The sequence below is a fragment of the Pannonibacter sp. I15F10I1 genome (genome assembly GCF_900185665.1).
Lineage (GTDB): Bacteria > Pseudomonadota > Alphaproteobacteria > Rhizobiales > Stappiaceae > Pannonibacter > Pannonibacter indicus.
On record NZ_FYAN01000029.1, the window covers coordinates 99573 to 119669 of the forward strand.

General features: G+C 64.4%; 17 protein-coding genes. 7 read left to right on the plus strand and 10 right to left on the minus strand.

From position 1 onward, the window contains the following. Positions 1-84: 84 nt before the first annotated feature. From glcF to IF10I1_RS21345, 3 genes are read right to left on the minus strand one after another with little or no spacing between them, the layout of a single operon-like run. Positions 85-1416 (minus strand): glycolate oxidase subunit GlcF, encoded by a 1332-nt coding sequence (gene glcF / locus IF10I1_RS21335; RefSeq protein ID WP_186392072.1) that lies wholly within the window; start codon positions 1414-1416, stop codon positions 85-87. A 21-nt stretch (positions 1417-1437) separates the two neighbouring features. Beyond that, a complete protein-coding gene (gene glcE, locus IF10I1_RS21340; protein ID WP_186392073.1) occupies positions 1438-2706 on the minus strand; it encodes a glycolate oxidase subunit GlcE in 1269 nt (422 codons plus the stop codon). A gap of 13 nt (positions 2707-2719) precedes the next feature. Then, positions 2720-4216 carry an FAD-linked oxidase C-terminal domain-containing protein gene (locus IF10I1_RS21345; RefSeq protein ID WP_050472040.1) on the minus strand — a complete coding sequence of 499 codons (1497 nt, stop codon included), beginning with the start codon at positions 4214-4216 and terminating at the stop codon, positions 2720-2722. 182 nt (positions 4217-4398) lie between these two features. Here IF10I1_RS21345 and IF10I1_RS21350 point away from each other — a divergent pair, with 182 nt between their 5' ends. Further along, positions 4399-5340 (plus strand): LysR family transcriptional regulator, encoded by a 942-nt coding sequence (locus IF10I1_RS21350; protein ID WP_123193608.1) that lies wholly within the window; start codon positions 4399-4401, stop codon positions 5338-5340. A gap of 109 nt (positions 5341-5449) precedes the next feature. Then, complete coding sequence (locus IF10I1_RS21355) at positions 5450-5845, plus strand: cytochrome c family protein (RefSeq protein ID WP_050472042.1); 396 nt, start codon at positions 5450-5452, stop codon at positions 5843-5845. Between the two features lie 238 nt (positions 5846-6083). Here the strand turns inward: IF10I1_RS21355 and IF10I1_RS21360 are convergent, their stop codons facing one another. Further along, positions 6084-7406 carry a DUF3422 family protein gene (locus tag IF10I1_RS21360; RefSeq protein WP_186392074.1) on the minus strand — a complete coding sequence of 441 codons (1323 nt, stop codon included), beginning with the start codon at positions 7404-7406 and terminating at the stop codon, positions 6084-6086. Positions 7407-7572: 166 nt separating this feature from the next. Between IF10I1_RS21360 and IF10I1_RS21365 the strand changes: the two genes are divergently transcribed. Next, entirely contained in the window at positions 7573-8412 is an 840-nt protein-coding gene (locus tag IF10I1_RS21365; protein ID WP_122519377.1) for a FadR/GntR family transcriptional regulator, read from the plus strand. Between the two features lie 43 nt (positions 8413-8455). Then, positions 8456-9619: an alpha-hydroxy acid oxidase gene (locus IF10I1_RS21370; protein ID WP_050472045.1), complete on the plus strand. Its 1164-nt coding sequence runs from the start codon at positions 8456-8458 to the stop codon at positions 9617-9619. Positions 9620-9638: 19 nt separating this feature from the next. On the opposite strand, the gene IF10I1_RS21375 is transcribed toward IF10I1_RS21370, so the two are convergent. Beyond that, positions 9639-10340: a type 1 glutamine amidotransferase gene (locus IF10I1_RS21375; protein ID WP_186392075.1), complete on the minus strand. Its 702-nt coding sequence runs from the start codon at positions 10338-10340 to the stop codon at positions 9639-9641. A gap of 111 nt (positions 10341-10451) precedes the next feature. Between IF10I1_RS21375 and IF10I1_RS21380 the strand changes: the two genes are divergently transcribed. Further along, entirely contained in the window at positions 10452-11057 is a 606-nt protein-coding gene (locus IF10I1_RS21380; protein ID WP_186392076.1) for a hypothetical protein, read from the plus strand. Positions 11058-11175: 118 nt separating this feature from the next. Continuing rightward, positions 11176-12093 carry a DMT family transporter gene (locus tag IF10I1_RS21385; RefSeq protein ID WP_050472048.1) on the plus strand — a complete coding sequence of 306 codons (918 nt, stop codon included), beginning with the start codon at positions 11176-11178 and terminating at the stop codon, positions 12091-12093. A gap of 9 nt (positions 12094-12102) precedes the next feature. On the opposite strand, the gene IF10I1_RS21390 is transcribed toward IF10I1_RS21385, so the two are convergent. After that, positions 12103-12978, minus strand: coding sequence for a LysR substrate-binding domain-containing protein (locus IF10I1_RS21390; RefSeq protein WP_050472049.1), 876 nt, complete (start codon positions 12976-12978; stop codon positions 12103-12105). 233 nt (positions 12979-13211) lie between these two features. Between IF10I1_RS21390 and IF10I1_RS21395 the strand changes: the two genes are divergently transcribed. Further along, the gene (locus IF10I1_RS21395) at positions 13212-13544 is read left to right on the plus strand and encodes a DUF1127 domain-containing protein (RefSeq protein ID WP_050472050.1); all 333 of its coding nucleotides are present in this window, start codon (positions 13212-13214) and stop codon (positions 13542-13544) included. Between the two features lie 132 nt (positions 13545-13676). Here the strand turns inward: IF10I1_RS21395 and IF10I1_RS21400 are convergent, their stop codons facing one another. From IF10I1_RS21400 to IF10I1_RS21415, 4 genes are all read right to left on the minus strand, one after another. Beyond that, positions 13677-14504, minus strand: coding sequence for a DUF937 domain-containing protein (locus IF10I1_RS21400; protein WP_186392077.1), 828 nt, complete (start codon positions 14502-14504; stop codon positions 13677-13679). A gap of 147 nt (positions 14505-14651) precedes the next feature. Beyond that, positions 14652-16025 carry a glutamate--cysteine ligase gene (locus IF10I1_RS21405; protein WP_186392078.1) on the minus strand — a complete coding sequence of 458 codons (1374 nt, stop codon included), beginning with the start codon at positions 16023-16025 and terminating at the stop codon, positions 14652-14654. An 83-nt stretch (positions 16026-16108) separates the two neighbouring features. Continuing rightward, positions 16109-16870, minus strand: a complete 762-nt coding sequence (locus IF10I1_RS21410) for a 16S rRNA (uracil(1498)-N(3))-methyltransferase (protein WP_164477488.1) — start codon at positions 16868-16870, stop codon at positions 16109-16111. 104 nt (positions 16871-16974) lie between these two features. After that, positions 16975-20097, minus strand: a complete 3123-nt coding sequence (locus IF10I1_RS21415) for an efflux RND transporter permease subunit (RefSeq protein WP_186392079.1) — start codon at positions 20095-20097, stop codon at positions 16975-16977.

Sequence of the window (20097 nt, forward strand, 5' to 3'; positions counted from 1 at the left end):
GCTGACGCATCACGCCTCGAAATTGCTCAAGCGCCGCACGGGCTTGACCAACTCTCGATGAGTCAAGCTCATCGAGAGTTGGTATCAGTGCGTGGCAGCTGCCGCCTTTTCCTGCAGCACTTCCGGACAGGGCCCGCCATAGGCCCAGTCCAGCAGTTCCGCCGTATGCACCACGGGTATATCGATCCCGGTTCCGATCTGCGTCATGCAGCCGATGTTGCCGGTGGCGACCAGATCCGGCATCGTCTTGCGGATGTTGGCGACCTTGCGGTCCCTGAGGCGCGTGGCGATTTCGGGCTGGAGAATGTTGTAGGTGCCGGCCGAACCGCAGCACAGATGTCCCTCCGGCACATCCTTCACGGTGAAGCCTGCGGCCTTCAGCAGGTTCTTCGGCTGGCGGGTGATCTTCTGCCCGTGCTGCATGGAACAGGCGGAGTGATAGGCGATGGTCAGCCCGCCGGGACGCACCGGCGCGCCCAGATCCAGCCCGGTCAGAAACTCGGTGATGTCCTTTGCAAGACCGGACACCTGCGCCGCCCGCTCCGCATAGGCCGGGTCGTTGCGCAGCATGAAGCCATAGTCCTTGATCGTCGTGCCGCAGCCGGAGGCGGTGATGAGGATGGCGTCGAGCCCCTCGCCATCCGCCTCGCGCATCCACACATCCACATTGCGCCGGGCGTCGGCGAGCGCATCCTCTTCCCGGCCCATGTGATGCACCAGCGCACCGCAGCAGCCTTCGCCCTTGGGCAGAACCACCTCATATCCGGCGCGCGTCAGCAGGCGGATGGTGGCATCGTTGATGGATGGGGCAAGCACCGGCTGGGCACAGCCGTTCAGCAGGGCAACCCGGCCCTTCTTCGCCGCCGCCTGCGGCTGGAAGTTGCCCGGCGCCTCATAAAGGCCACGCCCCGGTGCCTTGGACGGAGCAAGCGACAGCATCGCGCCCAGCTTGGCAAAGGGACCGCCCAGCGCCTTGAAAGCGCCTGCCAGCGGGCGGCCCATATAGGCCCCCACCAGCGCCAGCCGGAAGCGGCCGGGATAGGGCAGGACAGCGGCCAGCAGCGAGCGGATCAGCCGGTCGGCCAGCGGGCGGCGCCAAGTCTGCTCGATATGGGCGCGGGCATGATCCACCAGATGCATGTAGTTCACGCCAGACGGACAGGTGGTCATGCAGGACAGGCACGACAGGCAGCGATCCACGTGGCGCACGATCTGCTCGTCTGCCGGACGGCCGTTCTCCAGCATGTCCTTGATCATGTAGATGCGCCCGCGCGGGCTATCCAGCTCATCACCCAGCAGGGTAAAGGTGGGGCAAGTGGCCGTGCAGAAGCCGCAATGCACGCATTTGCGCAGAATCTTCTCCGATTCGGCCACATGCGGATCTGCGAGCTGTTCGGCGGTGAAATTCGTCTGCATACGTCACCTGAGGGTCAAGGGTCACAGATCCGGCGCGATACGGCCGGGATTGAGAATGCCTTTGGGATCGAACTGGGCCTTGAGCCGGCGCGACAGCGCCGCAAGCGCAGGCTCCTGCGGCTCGAACACAGGCACGCTGGAGCGCGCGCCAGCATCCGCCCGCACCAGCATGGCATGGCCGCCGCCGTGGTCCGCCAGAGCGTCACGGATGGGCACGTCATGCAGATTGCCATCAAGGCACTGCAGCCAGACCAGCCCGCCGCTCCAGTCATAGAAGGCTTCCACCGGAATGCTCTGCTTCAGGCTGGCGAGATATCTTGCCCCCGAAGCTGGCGGCAGCGACACGCGCCAGACCGGCAGGCTGCCGCCCGCAAAAGGCTGGCAATCGCGGATCGCGGCCCAGGCGGCACGGGAGGCTGAATCCTCCAGCCGCTCCACGGCAGCCCCGCCCGGCAGGACCTCAGCCAGCAGGCGGGACAGCGCGGCAAAACGGTAATCGACAGAGGGGCCGAAGCCCTCCAGCCGGATCAGCGTCACCGCCCGGCCCCGGTCCTGTCCGGCAAGGCCCAGCCTTACAAACAGGCCTTCAGGCAGATGCGCCGCCGCCGACACTTCGGCAGGCGTTCCCATCGCCCGGCAGAGGGCGGCAACCGCCGTGGCATCGTCCAGCCCCTCGATCAACAGGCTCACGCTGGTTTCCGCCCGTGGATTGACCTTGAGCGTCAGTTCGGTGGACAGCGCCAGCGTGCCCCAGGAGCCGCAGAGCGCACGCGGCAGATCGTAACCCGTGACGTTCTTCACCACCTTGCCGCCGGCCCGGAAGATCTCGCCGCGCCCGGAGACAGCCTCCAGTCCCAGCACGTGATCACGGGCAGCGCCCGCCTTGATGCGGCGGGGGCCGGAGAGATTGGCAGCCAGTGCTCCGCCCAGGGTCCCTTGCGCGGAAACGCCGCCCAGCAGCGGGCCATAATCCATGGGCTCGAAAGAGAGCTCCTGCCCAGCTGCGGCCACCGCCGCCTCGATCTCCGCCAGCGGCGTGCCCGCCAGCGCGGTCAGCACCAGTTCGGCAGGCTCATAGACGAGGATGCCGGACAGGGCCGACAGGTCGGCCACAAGTCCAGCCTGCACCGGGCGGCCCAGCGCGCGCTTGGAGCCCTGCCCGATGATTTCAAGCGGCAGATCCTCGGCAGCCGCATGGGCCACAAGGTCGCGTAATTCTCCTGCATTGCGCGGCCGCACGGCCTTCAGCGCAGCGGCACCGGGAGCCAAGGTGGTCTGGTCTGGGGTCATCTGTTCCACCTGCTCAGAAACGCGGAATGTCCGGGAAGGGCATCTGCCCCTTGTGCACATGCATGCGGCCAAGCTCGGCGCAGCGGTGCAGCACGGGGAAGACCTTGCCGGGATTGAGAAGCTGGCGCTCGTCAAAGGCGCATTTGACCCTCTGCTGCTGGCGCAGGTCATCCTCGGAGAACATCTCCGGCATCAGGTCGCGCTTTTCGATGCCGACGCCATGCTCACCGGTCAGCACGCCGCCCACCTCGACGCAAAGCCGCAGGATGTCGGCGCCGAAGGCCTCGGCAGCCTCCAGTTCGCCCGGCAAATTGGCATCATAAAGGATCAGCGGATGCAGATTGCCGTCCCCGGCGTGGAAGACGTTGGCGACCCTGAGCCCGTGCTTTTCCGACAGCGCCCGCATGCCGGCCAGCACACGCGGCAGCTCGCGCCGGGGAATGGTGCCGTCCATGCACAGATAGTCCGGCGAAATGCGCCCCACCGCCGGGAAAGCCGCCTTGCGCCCGGCCCAGAACACCAGCCGCTCCTCTTCGCTCGTCGAAACGCGCAGATAGCCGGAGTTGTTGGCGCGGGCGATTTCCTCCACGCGGGCCAGCAGATAGTCCACCTCCGCCTCCGGCCCGTCCAGCTCCACGATCAGCAGCGCCTCGGCCTCGCGCGGATAACCGGCATGGACGAAATCCTCCGCCGCTTCCAGCGCCAGCTTGTCCATCATCTCCAGCCCGCCGGGGATGATGCCTGCGGCGATGATATCGGCCACGCAGCGTCCGGCATCTTCGGTAGCAGAGAAGCCGACCAGCGCGGCGCGGGCCGTTTCCGGCTTCTGCAGGATGCGAACGGTGACTTCCGTCACGACGCCCAGCAGTCCTTCGGAGCCGGTCATCATGGCCAGGAGATCATAGCCTTCCGCATCCAGATGCTTGCCGCCAAGCCGGATGACCTCACCGGTCACCAGCACCATTTCGAGGCCCAGCACGTTGTTGGTGGTGAGGCCATATTTCAGGCTGTGCACGCCGCCGGAATTCTCCGCGATGTTGCCGCCGATGGAACAGGCGATCTGCGAGGACGGGTCCGGCGCGTAATAGAAGCCCTCGTGCTCCACGGCGCGGGTGATGCCGAGGTTGGTCACGCCGGGCTGGACAGTGACGGCACGGTTGGGAAAGTCGATGTCGAGGATGCGGTTGAACTTCATCATCGACATGAGCACGCCATCGGCCACCGGCAGCGCACCGCCGGAGAGCGAGGTGCCGGCCCCGCGCGGCACCACCTTGACGCCGTTGTCATAGCAGTAGCGCAGGACGGCCGCGACCTGCTCCACCGTTTCCGGCAGCACGACGATCAGCGGCATCTGCCGGTAGGCGGTCAGCGCATCGGTCTCATAGGGGCGCATGCCGGTGTCATCGGCGATCACACCCTCTCCCGGCACGATGGCCTGAAGCGCGGAAACGATCTCCGCCCGGCGCGCCAGAACGGCGCCATCCGGCTGCGGCATGGCAAGTCCGGCCATTTTCTCTCCTCTCCGGCAAAAATGTGATCCATTCTTGCCCTCCTGCCCGTAAGACAGCAAACGGACCGGCTCCACCGCCCCGGAAATGCCTTCTGTCAGCCTTACGGAAAGGCAGTCTGGCAAAAAACCGGCGCAAGCGGAATATCCGGTCCCTTACTAGCTCTCTTTCCGGCGGGAATAAAATGAGCAATCTGACCGATATGGAAATCTTCGCCCGGGTCGTCACAGCCGGCAGCATGTCGGCCGCAGGACGGGAGATGGGGCTTTCCCCTGCCGTCGTGTCGAAACGCATCCGCCGGCTGGAAGACAAGCTCGGCACCCGCCTTCTGCAACGCACCACCCGGCAGATTGCCCTGACAGAGGCTGGCCATGGCTTCTATGACCGGGTTCTCGCCATTCTTGCCTCGGTCGAGGAAGCCGAAACCTTTGTGACACGGGGATCGGCGCAGGCGCGCGGCACGCTGAAGGTCAGCGCGCCCACATCCTTCGGCCGCATGCACGTGGCGCCTTATCTCGCCCGCTTCCTAGAAGCCAATCCGGACCTTTATGTCAGCCTCGACCTGTCGGATGAGTTCGTCGACATCGTCGGTGACGGCTATGATCTCGCCATCCGTATTGCCGAACTGTCCGACTCCAGCCTCGTTGCCCGGCGCCTTGCGCCCGTGCACCGGGTACTCTGCGCCGCCCCGTCCTATATCGAGCGGCATGGCGAGCCGAAGAGCATCGATGATCTCGTCGAGAACCACGTCCGGGTTGCCGCCGCCGCGCAGGACCCCTGGCGGCTGATGGGGCCGCGTGGCCTGGAAATCGTCAAGACGGACGCTCCCTTGCGCACCAATTCCAGCGAGGTGGTGCGCGAAGCGGTGCTGGCCGGCGTCGGCATTGCGCTGCGCTCCACCTGGGACGTGGGACCGGAACTGCGCGAAGGCAAGCTGCAGATCGTCCTGCCCCAATACCGCGCCTCCAAGGACGTGGGCCTGCATGCGGTCTATCCCACCCGGCGCTTCCTGCCGGCCAAGGTGCGGGTTTTCATCGACTTTCTGGCCCAGCTCTACGGCCCGCAGCCCTATTGGGACGAGGGCCTGTCCGGCTGGCTCGGCAGCATGGAGCGCGCGGCGGGCTGACGGCGTAGCTCTGCGTATGAGCCACAGTGACGCACCCGCTTGCAGCTTGAAAAGAGTAGAATATCTTCTCTGTGACCGGCTTGGCGGCCGTGACTGAGGGAGAAACGCGATGAAATATGTAGTGCTTGCTGCAGCCATGCTGGCTGCTGCGGCGACGGGGGCACGTGCAGACGGCGATGCCGCTGCGGGCGAAAAGGTCTTCAAGAAGTGCATGGCCTGCCATGAAGTTGGCGCGAGTGCCAAGAACAAGGTCGGGCCGGAACTGAACGGCATCGTCGGGCGCCCGGTCGCCGCGATTGCCGAGTTCAAATACTCTCCGGCCATGACCGAGTTCGGTGCCGGTGGCAAGGTGTGGGACGCAGAGACCCTGCACACCTATCTGGCCAACCCGAAAGGCTTGATCCCAAAGACGAAGATGGCTTTTGCCGGTCTCAAGAAAGATCAGGAAGTCCTCGACGTGATCGCCTACATGAACCAGTTTAACGAGGACGGTTCAACCAAGTGATCCGTATCTGCGGACTTGCAAGGCCGGGCCCAGCGCCCGGCCTTTTGCGTTTTCATGCAGCTCAGGACCTCTCGATCGTCATCCCGGCCAAGCGCAGCGCGAGCCGGGACCGGTGAGCCGGGGTGCAAGTTGGTTGAACGAAGGAAGAGAGCCGAAGCACCTCGGCTCACCGGTACCGGATCTCCGCTTCGCTTCGTCCGGTATGACGACGGAGGGGACACGGTCTAACTCCACCCCCTCAATGCGGCTCCCCTGTATCCGTGTGATGCGCCCGGATGCGGCGGACGGTCCACCAGACGGCGAGCAGCACCAGCGGCACCGACATCCCCGAGACCAGTCCCGGATCGGGCATGGGCACACCCGCTTCCTTCAGGCCCTTGGCGAGATAGCCCACCAGCCCCACCACATAGTAGCTGACGGCGGCCACCGAGAGCCCCTCCACCGTCTGTTGCAGGCGCAGTTGCAGCCGGGCGCGGCGGTTCATGGAATCGAGCAGATCCCGGTTCTGGCGTTCCATGTCCACATCCACCCGCGTGCGCAGCAGCGTCGTGGCGCGGGCAAGTTTGCGTGACAGGTTGATCTGCCGGTTCTCCACCGACTCGATGGTGCGCATGGCCGGGGCAATCCGGCGTGCGAGAAAGGAAGCCAGCCCGAGATAGCCAGGAACCGGGGCTTCCTCGATGGTCTCCAGCCGTGCCTTGAGAATGCTGTGATAGGCACGGCTCGCCCCGAAGCGGTAGGCGCTGGCGGCCGCGCCCGCCTCCAGATCCGCCGCCAGATCGGAGAGACGCTCCAGCAGGTGGCGGTTGCTGTCCATGTCCGACGCCCCGCGCATCTCCCCGGTCAGCTGCACAAGCTCCTCCTCGATCCGCCGGACATCCGGCGAGAGCTCCGTGGCCATGGGCAGGCCAAGCAGTGCGAGCGTGCGGTAGGTTTCCACCTCGATGAGACGCTGCGCCAGCGCGCCGGTCTGGCTGGGCGCCATGCCCCTGTCGATGAGCAGAATACGCGTCAGCCCCTCGCCGTCCTGCCGGAAATCAGTCATGGCGACGGCCCGCCCCTCCTCGGATTGGAGGGCGGCCAGGCTTGCCCGGTCGAACCACCGGGCAAGCGCAGCCTCGTCGTGACCATTTTCCGGCACGACATCCAGCCTTGCCGCCACCAGCATCGGCCCCGGAGCCCGGAAGCCCGATCCGAAGGGATGACCGGCGGGAATCCGCCCGAAGGGATGCCCGCCATCCGGTACCACGTCAAAGGTGTAGGTGATGAATTCCGAATGCTGCTCCCAGCGCAAGGAGCCACCCGCCATCGGCAGAACATGCGAGCGGTCGCTCTCCCCCGGCCCCTTGACGCCCTGGCTGCGGCAGAGATCGGCAAACCAGATCCGGTCATCCCGAATGGCCTGAGAATCACAGGTGAAGGCGTAATGCAGCAGGATGCGCGGGCTTTCCAGCGCGCGGAACGGGCGGGCATGAAGCTCGCCCAGCACGGCCGCCCTCAGGTGATGCTTGCCGAATGGCAGCAAGCCACCGGTCTGCTGCGTGTTTGCGTCCGCGTTCATTCTCGCCCCCGTCTTCCTGCCTCAAAGTGGCGCAGGATCCTCGCATCTGTCATGCGCAAAATTGCGACGGAGGCAAGCTGCGACACAATGTAAGGGCTCATGCAAAGGTAGAACTTGCAATTGGACAAAAAATTTGACCAATTATCGCAAGAGAAAGGAATGCCGCATGTTCGCCAAGGTCAATCATGCCCGTACCGCCGATGCCGTGGTGGATCAGATCGAGCTTCTGATCCTCAATGGCGTGCTGCGCCCGGCCGACCGGCTGCCGCCCGAGCGGGAGCTGGTGGATCTGGTGGATGTGTCGCGGCCGATCCTGCGTGAGGCCCTGAAGACGCTGGAAGAGCGCGGGCTTGTGGTGAGCCGCCAGGGCGGCGGCACCTATGTGGCCGACCTGACCGGTTCGGTGTTTTCTGAAGCGCTGGTGGATCTCATCGCCCGCCATCCTGCCGCTATCGAGGACTATCTCGACTTCCGCAGCGACATTGAAGGCCTTGCAGCAGCCAAGGCAGCGGCAAGGTCCACCGCTGCCGATCACGCCCTGCTGACGCGCATTGTCGAAGCCATGGCCGCGGCCTTCGAAGCGGAAGACCATGAAGCCGAGGCACGCCTCGATGTGGAGTTTCATCAGGCGATCGGTGAAGCTGCCCATAACATGATCCTGCTGCACACGCTCAGGGCCTGCTACCGCCTGCTGGAAACCGGCGTCTACTTCAGCCAGCAAAAGCTCTTCCGCCATCCCGGCGCCCGCGAGGCGCTGCTGGACCAGCACCGGACCATCCTCGCCAAGGTGACCGCCGGCGACAGCGAAGGCGCGCGGCAGGCCGCAGAAGCACACATTGCCTTTGTGCGCCGCGCGCTGACGGAGGCCGGGCAGGAAGGCGCCCGCAGCGCCCTGTCGAACCTCAGGCTTGATCAGCGCATTGCCAGCCTGCCGAAACCCCGGCGCGCCAAGGCCAAATCAACAGCCAAATCATCAGCCAAACCGGCGGCCGCCCGCCAGACGTGAAACCCGGACCGAAGTCCCGCCACCTTGGGAAGGATCTGAAAGCATGCCCATCATTACCGAGATCGAAGACCTCAAGCGGCTGTACAAGCGCCGTGTGCCACGGATGTTCTACGACTATGCGGAGACCGGCAGCTGGACCGGGCAGACATTCCGCGAGAACTCCTCGGACTTTGACGAGATCCGCCTGCGCCAGCGTGTGGCTGTCGACATGGCAGGCCGCAGCACCGCATCGCAGATGGCTGGGCAGGACTGCACCATGCCCGTGGCGCTGGCCCCGGTCGGGCTCTGCGGCATGCAGTCTGCCGACGGCGAGATCAAGGCCGCGCGCGCGGCCGAAAAATTCGGTGTGCCCTTCACCCTGTCCACCATGTCGATCTGTTCCATCGAGGACGTGGCCGAGCACACCAGCAAGCCGTTCTGGTTTCAGGTCTATACCCTGAAGGACGACGATTTCATGCGCCGCCTGTTTGACCGCGCCAAGGCGGCCAAATGCTCGGCGCTGGTGATCACTGTCGATCTGCAGGTGCTGGGCCAGCGCCACAAAGACCTGAAGAACGGGCTCAGCGCGCCCCCAAAGCTGACGCCCTCCTCGATCCTGAACCTGGCCACCAAGGTACCCTGGGGCCTGGAAATGCTGCAGACCAAACGGCGCTTCTTCGGCAACATCGTCGGCCATGCCAAGGGCGTGACCAATCCCTCCTCACTCAGCACCTGGACGGCGGAATCCTTCGACCCGTCGCTGGACTGGGACCGCATCCGCGAGTTCCGCAAGTGGTGGGACGGCCCGGTGATCCTCAAGGGCATTCTCGATGCGGAAGATGCGAAGAAGGCACTGGATGTGGGGGCCGATGCCATCGTCGTGTCCAACCACGGCGGCCGCCAGCTCGACGGCGCCCTCAGCTCCATCCGGACCCTGCCGAAGATCATGGATGCGGTGGGGGACAAGATCGAGGTCCATCTCGACAGCGGCATCCGCTCCGGTCAGGACGTGCTGAAGGCGCTGGCCCTCGGCGCCAAGGGCACCATGATCGGCCGCGCCTTTGTCTACGGTCTGGGCGCCATGGGCGAGGCCGGGGTGACGCGGGCCCTTGAGGTGATCCACAAGGAGCTGGACATCACCATGGCGCTTTGCGGCGAGCGCAACGTCAAGGATCTGGGCCGCCACAACCTGCTGCTGCCCGCGGACTTCGCCGACCGCTGGCGCTGACAGCCCGGCCGGGTCCGCCTCACCTGAGCAGGCGGACCCAGTTGGCGGCAAGGCGGGCGCCGGTGGCATCGGCACGGGGCGCGTGCCGGGCAATCTCGGCTTCCAGCCGCTGCGCCCAATCCGGAGTATTCTCGGCGATCATGCCGGCGAAATCCCGCGACCAGTCGCGCACTTCGGGCTCGGCCGCCTCGAAATGGAACTGGATGCCATAGGTCGCCGCGCCCATGCGGAAGGCCTGATGACGTGTCTGGGCGCTTGTGGCCAGATGCACCGCGCCTTCGGGCAGATCAAACGTGTCATTGTGCCAGTGGAACAGCGGCGCACCCTCCCCCAGCGCCGACAGCACCGGATCCGCCTTGCCCGCATCGGTTGGCGTCACGTCATGCCAGCCGAACTCGATGGGCCTGCCGATGATGTTGCGCCCGCCGAAGGCCCGGGCAACGAGCTGCGAGCCAAGGCAGATGCCCAGCACCGGCCTCTGCTCCTCGTGAAAGTCGCGGATCAAATCACAGATCTGCGGCAGAAAGGGCGAGCCCTCGTCATCCAGCGCGTTCTGCCCGCCGCCAAAGACGGCAAGGCCGGAGAAATGCTCAGCGCGCTGCGGCACCGGCTCCCCCTCGAAGGCCTTCACCACGGTCACTTCGGCCCCCGCATCCTGAAGGGCGCGGCCAACCTGGCCGTGATGCGTGAGCGGATAGTTTTCGATGACAAGAACGTGCATGGGGTCTCCGGCAGATATCGGCAGCGCTGGCGAATGTGGCAGTATCGCTGTCTTAGTCAAGGGAAGACGGCGCACTGTCCGCCGCCCTCCCTTTGAATGGAGAACACGACGATGCCGTTGCAGAACCGGGTCTGGCCCGATGGAGAGCTCGTCTCTCACCCTTGCCGGGGCCTGCTGATGGGCAACCGGGGCGGACGGCTGCACGATCCGGCCACGCAGACCATCCAGCGGCATCAGGCCTCCCGCCGCTGGATCTGCTGCGTCCTCTCCTTCAAGAACCGCCGCCGTCAGGTGATGGGAGCGGGCTATACGGAACTGTTCTTCCTGGATGAGGTGACGGCTCTTGCTGCCGGGCACCGGCCCTGCTTTGAATGCAGACGGGCAGAGGCGCAGGCCTATGCCACGGCGGCGGCCCGGCATCTTGGCCTTGAGGCCGTGCCCGGCGCGGACTGGATGGACCGGCAGCTGGCACCCGAGCGCGGCCCGCGCTGGCAGGGCAAGCCTGCTGATGGCGCGGCTCTCACGTCCCTGCCGGATGGCACCATGCTGACGGACGGAGCCGGATTTCTCGCCCTCAAGTCAGGCCGCCTGCTGCGCTGGAGCCCGGACGGATATGCGGCCACGAGCCCCGTCTCTCGCCTTCGTGTCATCACCCCGGCGCTGTCTCTAGCGGCCCTTTCTGGCGGATATCAGCCAACCTGGCATCACAGGACCTGAAGCTTCCCTCAGGTTCCATTCACAAACCAGATCGGTTGCTTCAACGACTATCATTTGAAATTCCCGCGTCTACGGCGCATTCTCCCGGCCCGGACACCCGGCAGAAGAGAGACATGAGATGACGATGGCTGAAAGCCGGATTGCCGCCCCCGCCTCCCCGCTGACCTCGAAGGACCTTGGCCTTTATGGCCTCACCGTCTTTTCCTGGGGCTTCAGCTGGATCGCCATGAAGGGGCAGGTGGCGAATGTGGCCCCCGAAGTTTCCGTCTTCTGGCGCTTCGTGCTCGCCGCATCGGTGATGCTGGGCTGGAGCCTGATCCGCAGGCAAAGGCTCGCCTTTCCGCTCCGCACCCATCTGCGCTTTGCCGCGCTCGGGCTCTTCATCTTCTCCACCAACTTCACCCTGTTCTATTATGGCGCCAAATATCTGCCCTCCGGCCTGCTGGCAGTGGTGTTCTCGCTGGCTTCCGTCTTCAATCTGATTCTCGGCGTGGTGCTGTTCCGGCAGAGGCCGAAGCTGATCATTCTGGGCGCCGGGCTCATCGGCTTTTCCGGCATTGCCCTGATGTTCTGGCCGCAGATTGCAGGCGCTGAACTGAACCTTGATGCGCTGAAGGGCCTTGCCCTGTGCACGGCTGGCACCCTGTCCTTCTGCCTCGGCAACATGGTGTCCTCGTCCAACCAGACGGCGGGCATCAGCATCACGTCGGCCACCACCTGGGGCATGATCTATGGCGCGGCGCTGCTCGGCACCTTCAGCCTGCTGCGCGGCGACAGTTTCGCGGTGGAGCCGACACTCACCTATCTCGGCAGCCTCGCCTATCTGTCGATCATCGCCTCCGTGCTGGCCTTTGCCTCCTACCTGACGCTGCTCGGCCGTATCGGTCCGGCGCGGGCGGGCTATTCCACGGTCATCTTCCCCGTGGTGGCGCTGACGGTTTCCACCATCTTTGAAGGCTATGTCTGGACCTTCGCTGCCCTGCTCGGCCTCGTCCTCGTCATTGCGGGCAATGTGATCATGCTGCGCAGCCGGTAAGCGGCAGATCTATTCCGCCGCCTGCGGCACCGACAGGTTGTCGAGAGACGAGATGATGTGTTCCACCAGCGCTTCCGTGACACGGGAATGCTGGTGCCAGGAGCGCATGACGGCAATCTCGCACTCCGGCAGCTTGGGAAAGCCATCAGCTTCCGCCAACACCCTCATGCCGGGACGCAGAGCCGATTCGGGCAGCACCGAGACCGCCAGCCCCGCCAGAACGGCAGCACCGACGGCGGTGGAGTTCCAGCTGGAATAAAGCAGCCGGTGCTCCCGCCCGACCGAGCGCAGCGCCAGAAGCGCCGCACGCCGCCAGCCGCAGGTGGCACGGCCAAGGGCCAGCGGCAGCACGTCCTCGTTTTCCACCGCATGGCGGGCTGACGTGACCCAGAGCAGCGGCTCGCGCCGGATCACCTCGTCGCGTTGACCGCCGGGCTTTTCCACGTGGGTGATGATCGCCACATCCAGCTCATTGGCGACAACGAGGTCAATGAGATTGGCGGTCGGGGCACAGACCACGCTGACCTCGGCCTTGGGATTGGAGCGGGAGAACCGCGCCAGAATTTCCGGCAGGAAACGGTCGGCATAATCATCCGGCGTGCCCAGCCGCACCATGCCCTGCACTTCGGTTTCGTCGAAGGCGGCCAGCGTCTCGTCATTCAACTGCACCAGACGGCGGGCATAGTGCAGCAGCTTCTCCCCCTCTTCGGTGAGACGCGACAGGCGCCCCTCGCGCATGAAGATGGGGCGGCCGATTCTCTCCTCCAGCCGCCGCATCTGCATGGACACGGCGGACTGGGTCTTGTGCACCATCTCCGCCGCGCGGGTGAAGCTGCCATATTCGGCGATGGCCACAAATGTGCGCAATTGATCGAGATCGAGCATCAAACCCTCGCCATACAGACGCCGAAGACGCAGAAATACAGGACTTTTCCTGCATCCGCAGCCCTTCCATCACCAACATTGATCAAATCCATTAAAAACATTCGTTAGATAAATTCAAGCGGCTCTGACATGGTCCCTCTATCGGAAGAGCGTAAAACTACTGAGCTCGACCGGAAGAATATGACAGACCATGACGGGAGCGAGGCCTCCCGGAGACGAAGGAGTTTGACGCCATGTACGCCCCGCTCAAGACGCAGCTGATCCACCGCATCGCCGGTATCGCAGCGCGAGCATGGCGCGTGCTGCGTAACCGCCATCAGGCGGGCAAACTCAATGACCTCACAGATGCTCAGCTCGCAGATATCGGGCTGACAAGGGGGGATGTTCGCGAAGCACTTGCGGCGCCCTTCTTCCGTGATCCGTCGTTTGCCCTGACCAAGGCCTCCCGGAGCAATGCACAGGCACCGCAGGCACAGGTTCCGGCCAGCATCGTGCTGATCCCGCAGCCTCAGAAGGCCGCACCGGTCTTTGCAGCATCCAACGCAGGCCCGCAAATGGCTGCCTGAGACTGATGGACGGGATCTCGCCTGCCGCCGTCCCCCCGCGCAGGCTTTGAGGTCTGGTCCATCGCCCTACCCCGTCGGCGATTGCCTTGCCGACAATACCTGGCCCGCCTCCCCCGGCGGGCCTTTTTTATCTCACGCCCGGCCCGGCAAGGCAGAGGGGCCGAAACGCTCGAACAGGCCTTCGATCGCCTTCATGTGGTTTTCCTGAAAGGCGCGCCCGGCGGACAGCCAGTCTTCAACAATGGATGCACCCGGCACCGGCGCCTGTGCGGCCGCCTCCGGCTCGGGTACGCTTTCGGGGGCAGGAGCCGGTTCAGGCTTTCGTGCCGCCGCCGGGCGGGCTGGAGCCTCGGGCGCGACTGGAGTCGGCGCAGGCTGCGCGCTGCTGGCCTGCCCTGCCGTTGGCATTCCCCAGAAGCTGGCCGCCTTGCCGGCCGCATCGGCGGCGGAACCGAAGAAGCCCGACCAGAACGACTGCACCGCTTCGCCATAGCCCGCCATCATCGCCACACCCGGCATGGGCTTCGGGCGGCCGCGGGCATAACCGGCCATGAAGGCATCCAGCAAATCTCGCGCCTGCCCTTGCAGGAAAGGCCGGGCCACATTCCCAAGCGCCAGCGTTGCGGCAACGGGCATGAGCGCGGCCACGGCCTCCTGCTGCACGCCCGTGAAAGCCGAGATCTGCGATGCCACCGCCTTCTGCAGCGGATCGGAGCCATAGAACCAGGGCACGGGCGCCGCCGAGAAGGGCTCGGCCATCACGGACGGCGCTTGTCCCTGCAGGAAGCTCATGAAGGACTGGAACGCGTTGGGCGCGGCCGTCGTATGCTTCAGGCCGGTGAAGGCGGTGGGGATCAGCGCCCCCATGGCCCGGGCCACATCCGCCTCGTTGAGGCCGAACTGCTGGCGCACAGCATCGACAACCTGTGCGGGATCGAAGGAGAAGGGATGTCCTGCCATGCCGTTCATAATGCCTCGCACCGGATCGTGAGCCTTCCCCATGATCCGCGCAACGGCGGCAGACGTCAAATGGCGCGTTGCGCCTGAGCCCCGCCCGGCCCGTCCATCAACAGGGAGTTGAAGTCCGGGCCGGTCAAACGGGCCTTGTCAGTAGGCGTAATCCGCATAAGCGCGGGTCACATCGCCCTGCCATTCGCCGTGGAACTTCGCCAGCATCTGGTCTGCCGGGGAAATGCCGAGGGCAAGTGTCTCTTCCACGGTTGCCAGATGCACCCGCTCGTCCTGGCCGCCGTCATTGAGGCGGGCGCGGCGCTTCAGGCCTTCCAGCGACAGGGCCGTCATCTGGCGGGCGAGATCCAGCACCTTGCCCTTGCGGAACGGCGTCTGAAGACCATGGATGGGCACACCGTTGCGCAAGGCAAGGCGCTCTTCCGCCGTCCAGTCTTTCACCATCTGCCAGGCGTCCTCAAGGATGCCCTTGTCATAGAGCAGGCCCACCCAGAGCGCGGGCAGCGCGCAGATCTTGCGCCAGGGGCCGCCATCGGCGCCGCGCATCTCCAGATATTTCTTCAGGCGCACGTCCGGGAACAGGGTGGACAGGTGGTTGTTCCAGTCACCGATGGTCGGCAGCCCATCCGGCAGCCGGTCCTTCAGCGCCCCGTTCATGAACTGGCGGAAGGTGGTGTCCGTCGCATCGTGATAGGTATCGCCGCGCTTGACGAAATACATCGGCACGTCGATGCCCCAGTTCACGTAGGCTTCAAAGCCGAAGCCGTCCTCGAAGGCAAAAGGCATCGGCCCGGTGCGGTCGGCGTCCGTGTCCTTCCAGATTTCGGCGCGGAACGACTGGAAGCCATTCACCTTGCCTTCCGTGAAGGGCGAATTGCCGAAGATGGCGGTGGCCACCGGCTGCAGCGCCAGACTGACGCGCAGCTTCTTCACCATGTCGGCTTCGCTGGAGAAGTCGAGATTCACCTGAATGGTGCAGGTGCGGTACATCATGTCGAGGCCGAGCGAGCCGACCTTCGGCATGTAGTTGGTCATGATCGCATAGCGCGACTTGGGCATGACCGGGATCTGGTCCCGCCGCCAGTCCGGCGTGAAGCCGAGGCCCAGGAAGCCGATGCCGAGCGGTTCGGCAATCTCGCGCAGCTGCGCCAGATGCGCATGGGTCTCGCGGCAGGTCTGGTGCAGGCTGTCGAGCGGCGCACCCGACAGCTCGAACTGTCCGCCCGGCTCGATGGAAATAGCGCCGCCAGCAACCGGATCGGCAAGACCGATGATCTTGTCACGGTCCGAGATGCGCTCCCAGCCCAGCATGGTCTCCATGCCCGTCAGCAGGGCCTCGATGCCGCGCGGCCCCTCATAGGGAACCGGAGAGAAGTCCGCCTTGTAGAAGGGAAACTTCTCGTGCTCGGTGCCAAGGCGGAAGCCGTCTTCCGGCTTGCAGCCCGACTCCAGATGTTCAGCGAGTTCACGGGCGCCCGAAATCGGGGTGGAATCAACGGTATCGCGGGCCATGCGTCGTCTTTCAAACTTGAGATCGGCGCGCACATTACCGGGGGCCTGCGCGCCACACAATCAAACTTGTTTGATGAATGGGGTTACCAATCGCCAATTACCGATTGAACAATCGCCAGCGCGGCCACTGCGGCCGTGTCGGCGCGCAGAATCCGCGGTCCAAGCGGAATGGCGGTGACGAAGGGAAGGCTCTTGAGCTGCGCGCGTTCGGCTGCCGAAAAGCCGCCTTCCGGGCCGATCAGGACAGCTGGCGGCACAGCGGCACCCCCTTCGTCCCTGAGGACGGCGAGCAATTGCAGCGGGTTGGCACCATCATCGCTTTCGTCGCAGAAGATGATGCGCCGCTCCCCTTCCCGCGCCGTCCAGTCCGCCAGCACGGCAGCCAGAGCCCGGGGCTCCTCGACCGTGGCAAGGCCTAGGATGCCGCATTGCTCGGCAGCCTCGATCACATTGGCGGTCATGCGTTCGGTGTTGACGCGGGCCGCCTGGGTGTGCGCGGTGATGACCGGCACCAGCCGCGCCGCTCCCATCTCCACCGCCTTCTGCACCATGTAGTCGAGGCGGGCGTGCTTCAACGGCGCGAAGAGATAAACGAGGCCGTCAGAGGACGGCTGCGGCCGCGTCTGCTCATGCGGGCAAAGCAGGACGCTCTTGCGGCTGGGCAGCTTCAGGCGCGCGCGCCATTCGCCGTCCCGGCCGTTGAACAGCAAAACCTCATCGCCCTCTGCGAGCCGCAGTACGTTCAGAAGGTAATTGGCCTGGGTCTTGTCTGCGGCAATTTCTGCATCCGGGGCAAGCGCAGCCTCCACAAACAGGCGCTGCATGCGGAATTCGTATTTGGCCATGGCGTCATCCTGATTGGGCAGGGGTCTGGTGGCTTGCAGGACAAGCGGGAACGCCGCCCCTTTGTGGGGGGCGGCGTTCCATCATTCAAGCCTTGAGGCTCAGATCAGGCCGTTGCCGGGTCTTCGCCTGCGCCATGGGCATTGCCATGGCCTGCCGGCTTGTGGTGACCGGCTGCCGGCACCTCATCGTCCTCGTCCGTCTTCTTGTGGTCGCCGTGGCCGATGTACATGTAGAACATCGGCACGACGAACAGGGTGAAGAGCGTGCCGACCGCAAGGCCCGTGCTGATCACCAGACCGATCGAGTAGCGGGCCGCAGCGCCGGCACCTTCCGACATGACGAGCGGAAGGACGCCCAGCACCATGGCGCCTGTGGTCATGAGGATCGGGCGCAGACGCTCACGCGCTGCTTCGATCATCGCATCCTGCTTGCTCAGGCCGTGCTGCTCACGCTGGGCATTGGCAAACTCGACCATGAGAATGCCGTGCTTGGTGATCAGGCCCACAAGCGTGATCATGCCCACCTGCGTGTAGATGTTGAGCGTTCCCGCCCCCATGAACAGCGGCACCACGGCACCGAAAATCGACAGCGGCACCGACATCATGATGATGAAGGGATCGCGGAAGCTTTCGAACTGGGCCGCCAGCACGAGATAGATCACGATGATGGCGAGGCCAAAGGCCATGATGATGGTGTTGCCTTCGTTCACCTCAAGGCGCGACTGGCCGGCATAGTCCTCGAAGAAGCCTTCCGGCATTTCCTCGCGGGCAATCTGCTGCAGGGTCGCAAGGCCGTCACCCGTGGTCACGCCCGGCATCGGCAGGGCAGAGAGCGTTGCCGAATAGAGCTGGTTGAACTGCTCTTCGGCCACGGCCGTTGCATTGGTCTCGATCTTCACCACGGAGGACAGCGGCACCATCGCCCCGCTCGCCGAGCGGACATAGAGTTCGCCCAGCCGTTCCGGGTTCATGCGGAACTGCTTTTCCACCTGCGGGATGATTTCGTAAGCGCGGCCATCACGGTCGAACTTGGCAACCTGGGCATCACCCACAAGGATGTTGAGGGTCTGACCAATGGTCGAAACCGGCACACCCAGAGCAGCTGCACGGTCGCGGTCGATGGTGACCGTGGTCCGGGGCTTTTCGAAGGACATCGAGTTCTGCACCACGATGAACTGGCCCGAGGCGATGGCACGCTGCTTCACCTGTTCCGCCACTTCATAGACCTGTTCGGCGGTGCCGGTGGTCTGAAGGACGTACTGGATCGGCAGGCCACCGCCGCCGCCCGGAAGCGATTCCGGCGCGAAGACGAAGGCTTCCACACCCGCAGACTTCTGCAGGCCCGCCTGGACGATCTGCTGGATCTCCTTCTGCGACTGTTCACGCTCACCCCAGGGCTTCAGCACCCAGATCGCAAACGCGCTGTTGGTGCCGCCGAAACCGACGATCTGGAACCGCGTGTCCACACCCGGCGCATCATCGGTCAGTTCATAGAACTGGTTCGTGTAGAGCTCGGTGTAGTCGGAGGTTGCGTATTGCGGAGCCGTCACAAGCGAGAACAGCGCGCCCTGATCTTCTTCCGGAGCAAGCTCGGAGGAGATCTTGACGAACATGAAGCCCGTCAGGCCCATCAGACCGATGACAACGAGCAGCGTCACCGGCTTGTAGTTGAACGTCGCCTTGAGGCGGCGTCCATACCAGACGGTGAGCCGCGAGAAGATCCGGTCCACGAACTTCTGGAAGCGGCTCTGGTCCGCCGTCAGCAGGCGCGAGGACATCATTGGCGACAGCGTTACCGCGACGAAGCCTGAGATGAACACGGCACCGGCCAGCGTGAAGGCAAATTCGCGGAACAGCGCCCCGGTCAGCCCCTGGGCAAAGCCGATGGGAGCATACACGGCGCCCAGCGTGATCGTCATGGCCACCACCGGCCCGAAGATTTCCTTCATGCCGATGATTGCCGCCGGAATGGGCTTGAGGCCCTCCTCCAGATGCCGGTGGATGTTCTCCACCACCACGATGGCGTCATCCACCACGAGGCCGATGGCGAGCACCATGGCCAGCAGCGTCAGGGTGTTGAGCGAATAACCCAGCGCCCAGAGGAAGAAACACACACCGATGAGCGACAAGGGGATGGTCACAATCGGAATGATCACCGAGCGGAAGGACCCGAGGAACAGCAGGATCACCAGAATCACGATGACCACGGCTTCGCCGATGGTCTTGAACACTTCGGTGATCGAGGCGCTGATGAACTGGGTCGAGTCATAGGTGATCACGACCGACATGCCCTCAGGCAGGTTTTCCTGCAGCTTCGGCAGTGCATCGCGGATGCCCTGTGCCGTATCCAGCGGGTTGGCGGAGGGTGTCGGCATGATGCCGAGGAACACACCGCCCTGACCGTTGAAGGACACGCGCACATCCGTGCTCTTCGAGCCGAGTTCCGTGCGGGCCACGTCACGCAGGCGCACCACATCGATGCCATCGGAGCGGATTGGCAGGGCGCCGAAGGCTTCCGGCGTCTGCAGCGTGGTCCTGGTCTCGATCTGATAGGCGACGTATTCGTTTTCCGTCTTGCCGGGAGCCGACAGGAAGTTTGCGCTCTGGATGGCCGAAAGCACCTCCGCTGCCGTCACATTGCGGGCGGCGAGCTTGATGGGATCGATCCAGATACGCATCGAGAAGGTCTGCTCACCCAGGATCTGTGCATCCGCCACGCCCTCGACAATCGAAAGCTGCGGCTGGATCACGCGGGAGGTGAACTCGGTGATTTCCTGCGGCGACATCACGTCCGACAGCACCGTCAGATACATGATGGCGAAGGACTGGCCGGTACCCTTCTGGATCACCGGATCCAGGGCTTCCGTGGGAAGCTGGCCACGGACCTGCTGCACCTTGGAGATGACCTCCGTCAGTGCCTTGTCCGGGTCAGAATTCAGCTTCATGTTGACCGTGACGGTCGACACGCCGAGGGTACTTTTGGACGACACATAGTCCACGTTTTCCGCCGAGGCGACAGCCTTGGCGATGGGCGTGGTGATGAAGCCCTGAATGAGGTCCGCACTGGCACCGACGAAGGCCGTCGTCACGGTGATCACCGTTTCGTCGATCTTCGGGTACTGGCGGATGGACATGTTCAGGATGCCCTGCGCGCCCATCAGCAGGATCAACACGTTGACCACTACCGCCAGCACTGGCCGCCTGATGAAAATTTCGGAGAAATTCAT

Excerpts from the sequence above, each read along its gene's own strand:
- IF10I1_RS21355 (WP_050472042.1), top strand. The coding sequence starts at position 5,450 with ATGAAATATGTAGTGCTTGCTGCAGCCATGCTGGCTGCTGCGGCGACG.
- IF10I1_RS21415 (WP_186392079.1), bottom strand. The coding sequence starts at position 20,097 with ATGAATTTCTCCGAAATTTTCATCAGGCGGCCAGTGCTGGCGGTAGTG.
- IF10I1_RS21375 (WP_186392075.1), bottom strand. The coding sequence starts at position 10,340 with ATGCACGTTCTTGTCATCGAAAACTATCCGCTCACGCATCACGGCCAG.
- IF10I1_RS21405 (WP_186392078.1), bottom strand. The coding sequence starts at position 16,025 with ATGGCCCGCGATACCGTTGATTCCACCCCGATTTCGGGCGCCCGTGAA.
- IF10I1_RS21380 (WP_186392076.1), top strand. The coding sequence starts at position 10,452 with ATGCCGTTGCAGAACCGGGTCTGGCCCGATGGAGAGCTCGTCTCTCAC.
- glcE (WP_186392073.1), bottom strand. The coding sequence starts at position 2,706 with ATGACCCCAGACCAGACCACCTTGGCTCCCGGTGCCGCTGCGCTGAAG.
- IF10I1_RS21350 (WP_123193608.1), top strand. The coding sequence starts at position 4,399 with ATGAGCAATCTGACCGATATGGAAATCTTCGCCCGGGTCGTCACAGCC.
- IF10I1_RS21410 (WP_164477488.1), bottom strand. The coding sequence starts at position 16,870 with ATGGCCAAATACGAATTCCGCATGCAGCGCCTGTTTGTGGAGGCTGCG.
- IF10I1_RS21365 (WP_122519377.1), top strand. The coding sequence starts at position 7,573 with ATGTTCGCCAAGGTCAATCATGCCCGTACCGCCGATGCCGTGGTGGAT.
- IF10I1_RS21400 (WP_186392077.1), bottom strand. The coding sequence starts at position 14,504 with ATGGCAGGACATCCCTTCTCCTTCGATCCCGCACAGGTTGTCGATGCT.
- glcF (WP_186392072.1), bottom strand. The coding sequence starts at position 1,416 with ATGCAGACGAATTTCACCGCCGAACAGCTCGCAGATCCGCATGTGGCC.
- IF10I1_RS21345 (WP_050472040.1), bottom strand. The coding sequence starts at position 4,216 with ATGGCCGGACTTGCCATGCCGCAGCCGGATGGCGCCGTTCTGGCGCGC.
- IF10I1_RS21395 (WP_050472050.1), top strand. The coding sequence starts at position 13,212 with ATGTACGCCCCGCTCAAGACGCAGCTGATCCACCGCATCGCCGGTATC.
- IF10I1_RS21360 (WP_186392074.1), bottom strand. The coding sequence starts at position 7,406 with ATGAACGCGGACGCAAACACGCAGCAGACCGGTGGCTTGCTGCCATTC.
- IF10I1_RS21390 (WP_050472049.1), bottom strand. The coding sequence starts at position 12,978 with ATGCTCGATCTCGATCAATTGCGCACATTTGTGGCCATCGCCGAATAT.
- IF10I1_RS21385 (WP_050472048.1), top strand. The coding sequence starts at position 11,176 with ATGACGATGGCTGAAAGCCGGATTGCCGCCCCCGCCTCCCCGCTGACC.
- IF10I1_RS21370 (WP_050472045.1), top strand. The coding sequence starts at position 8,456 with ATGCCCATCATTACCGAGATCGAAGACCTCAAGCGGCTGTACAAGCGC.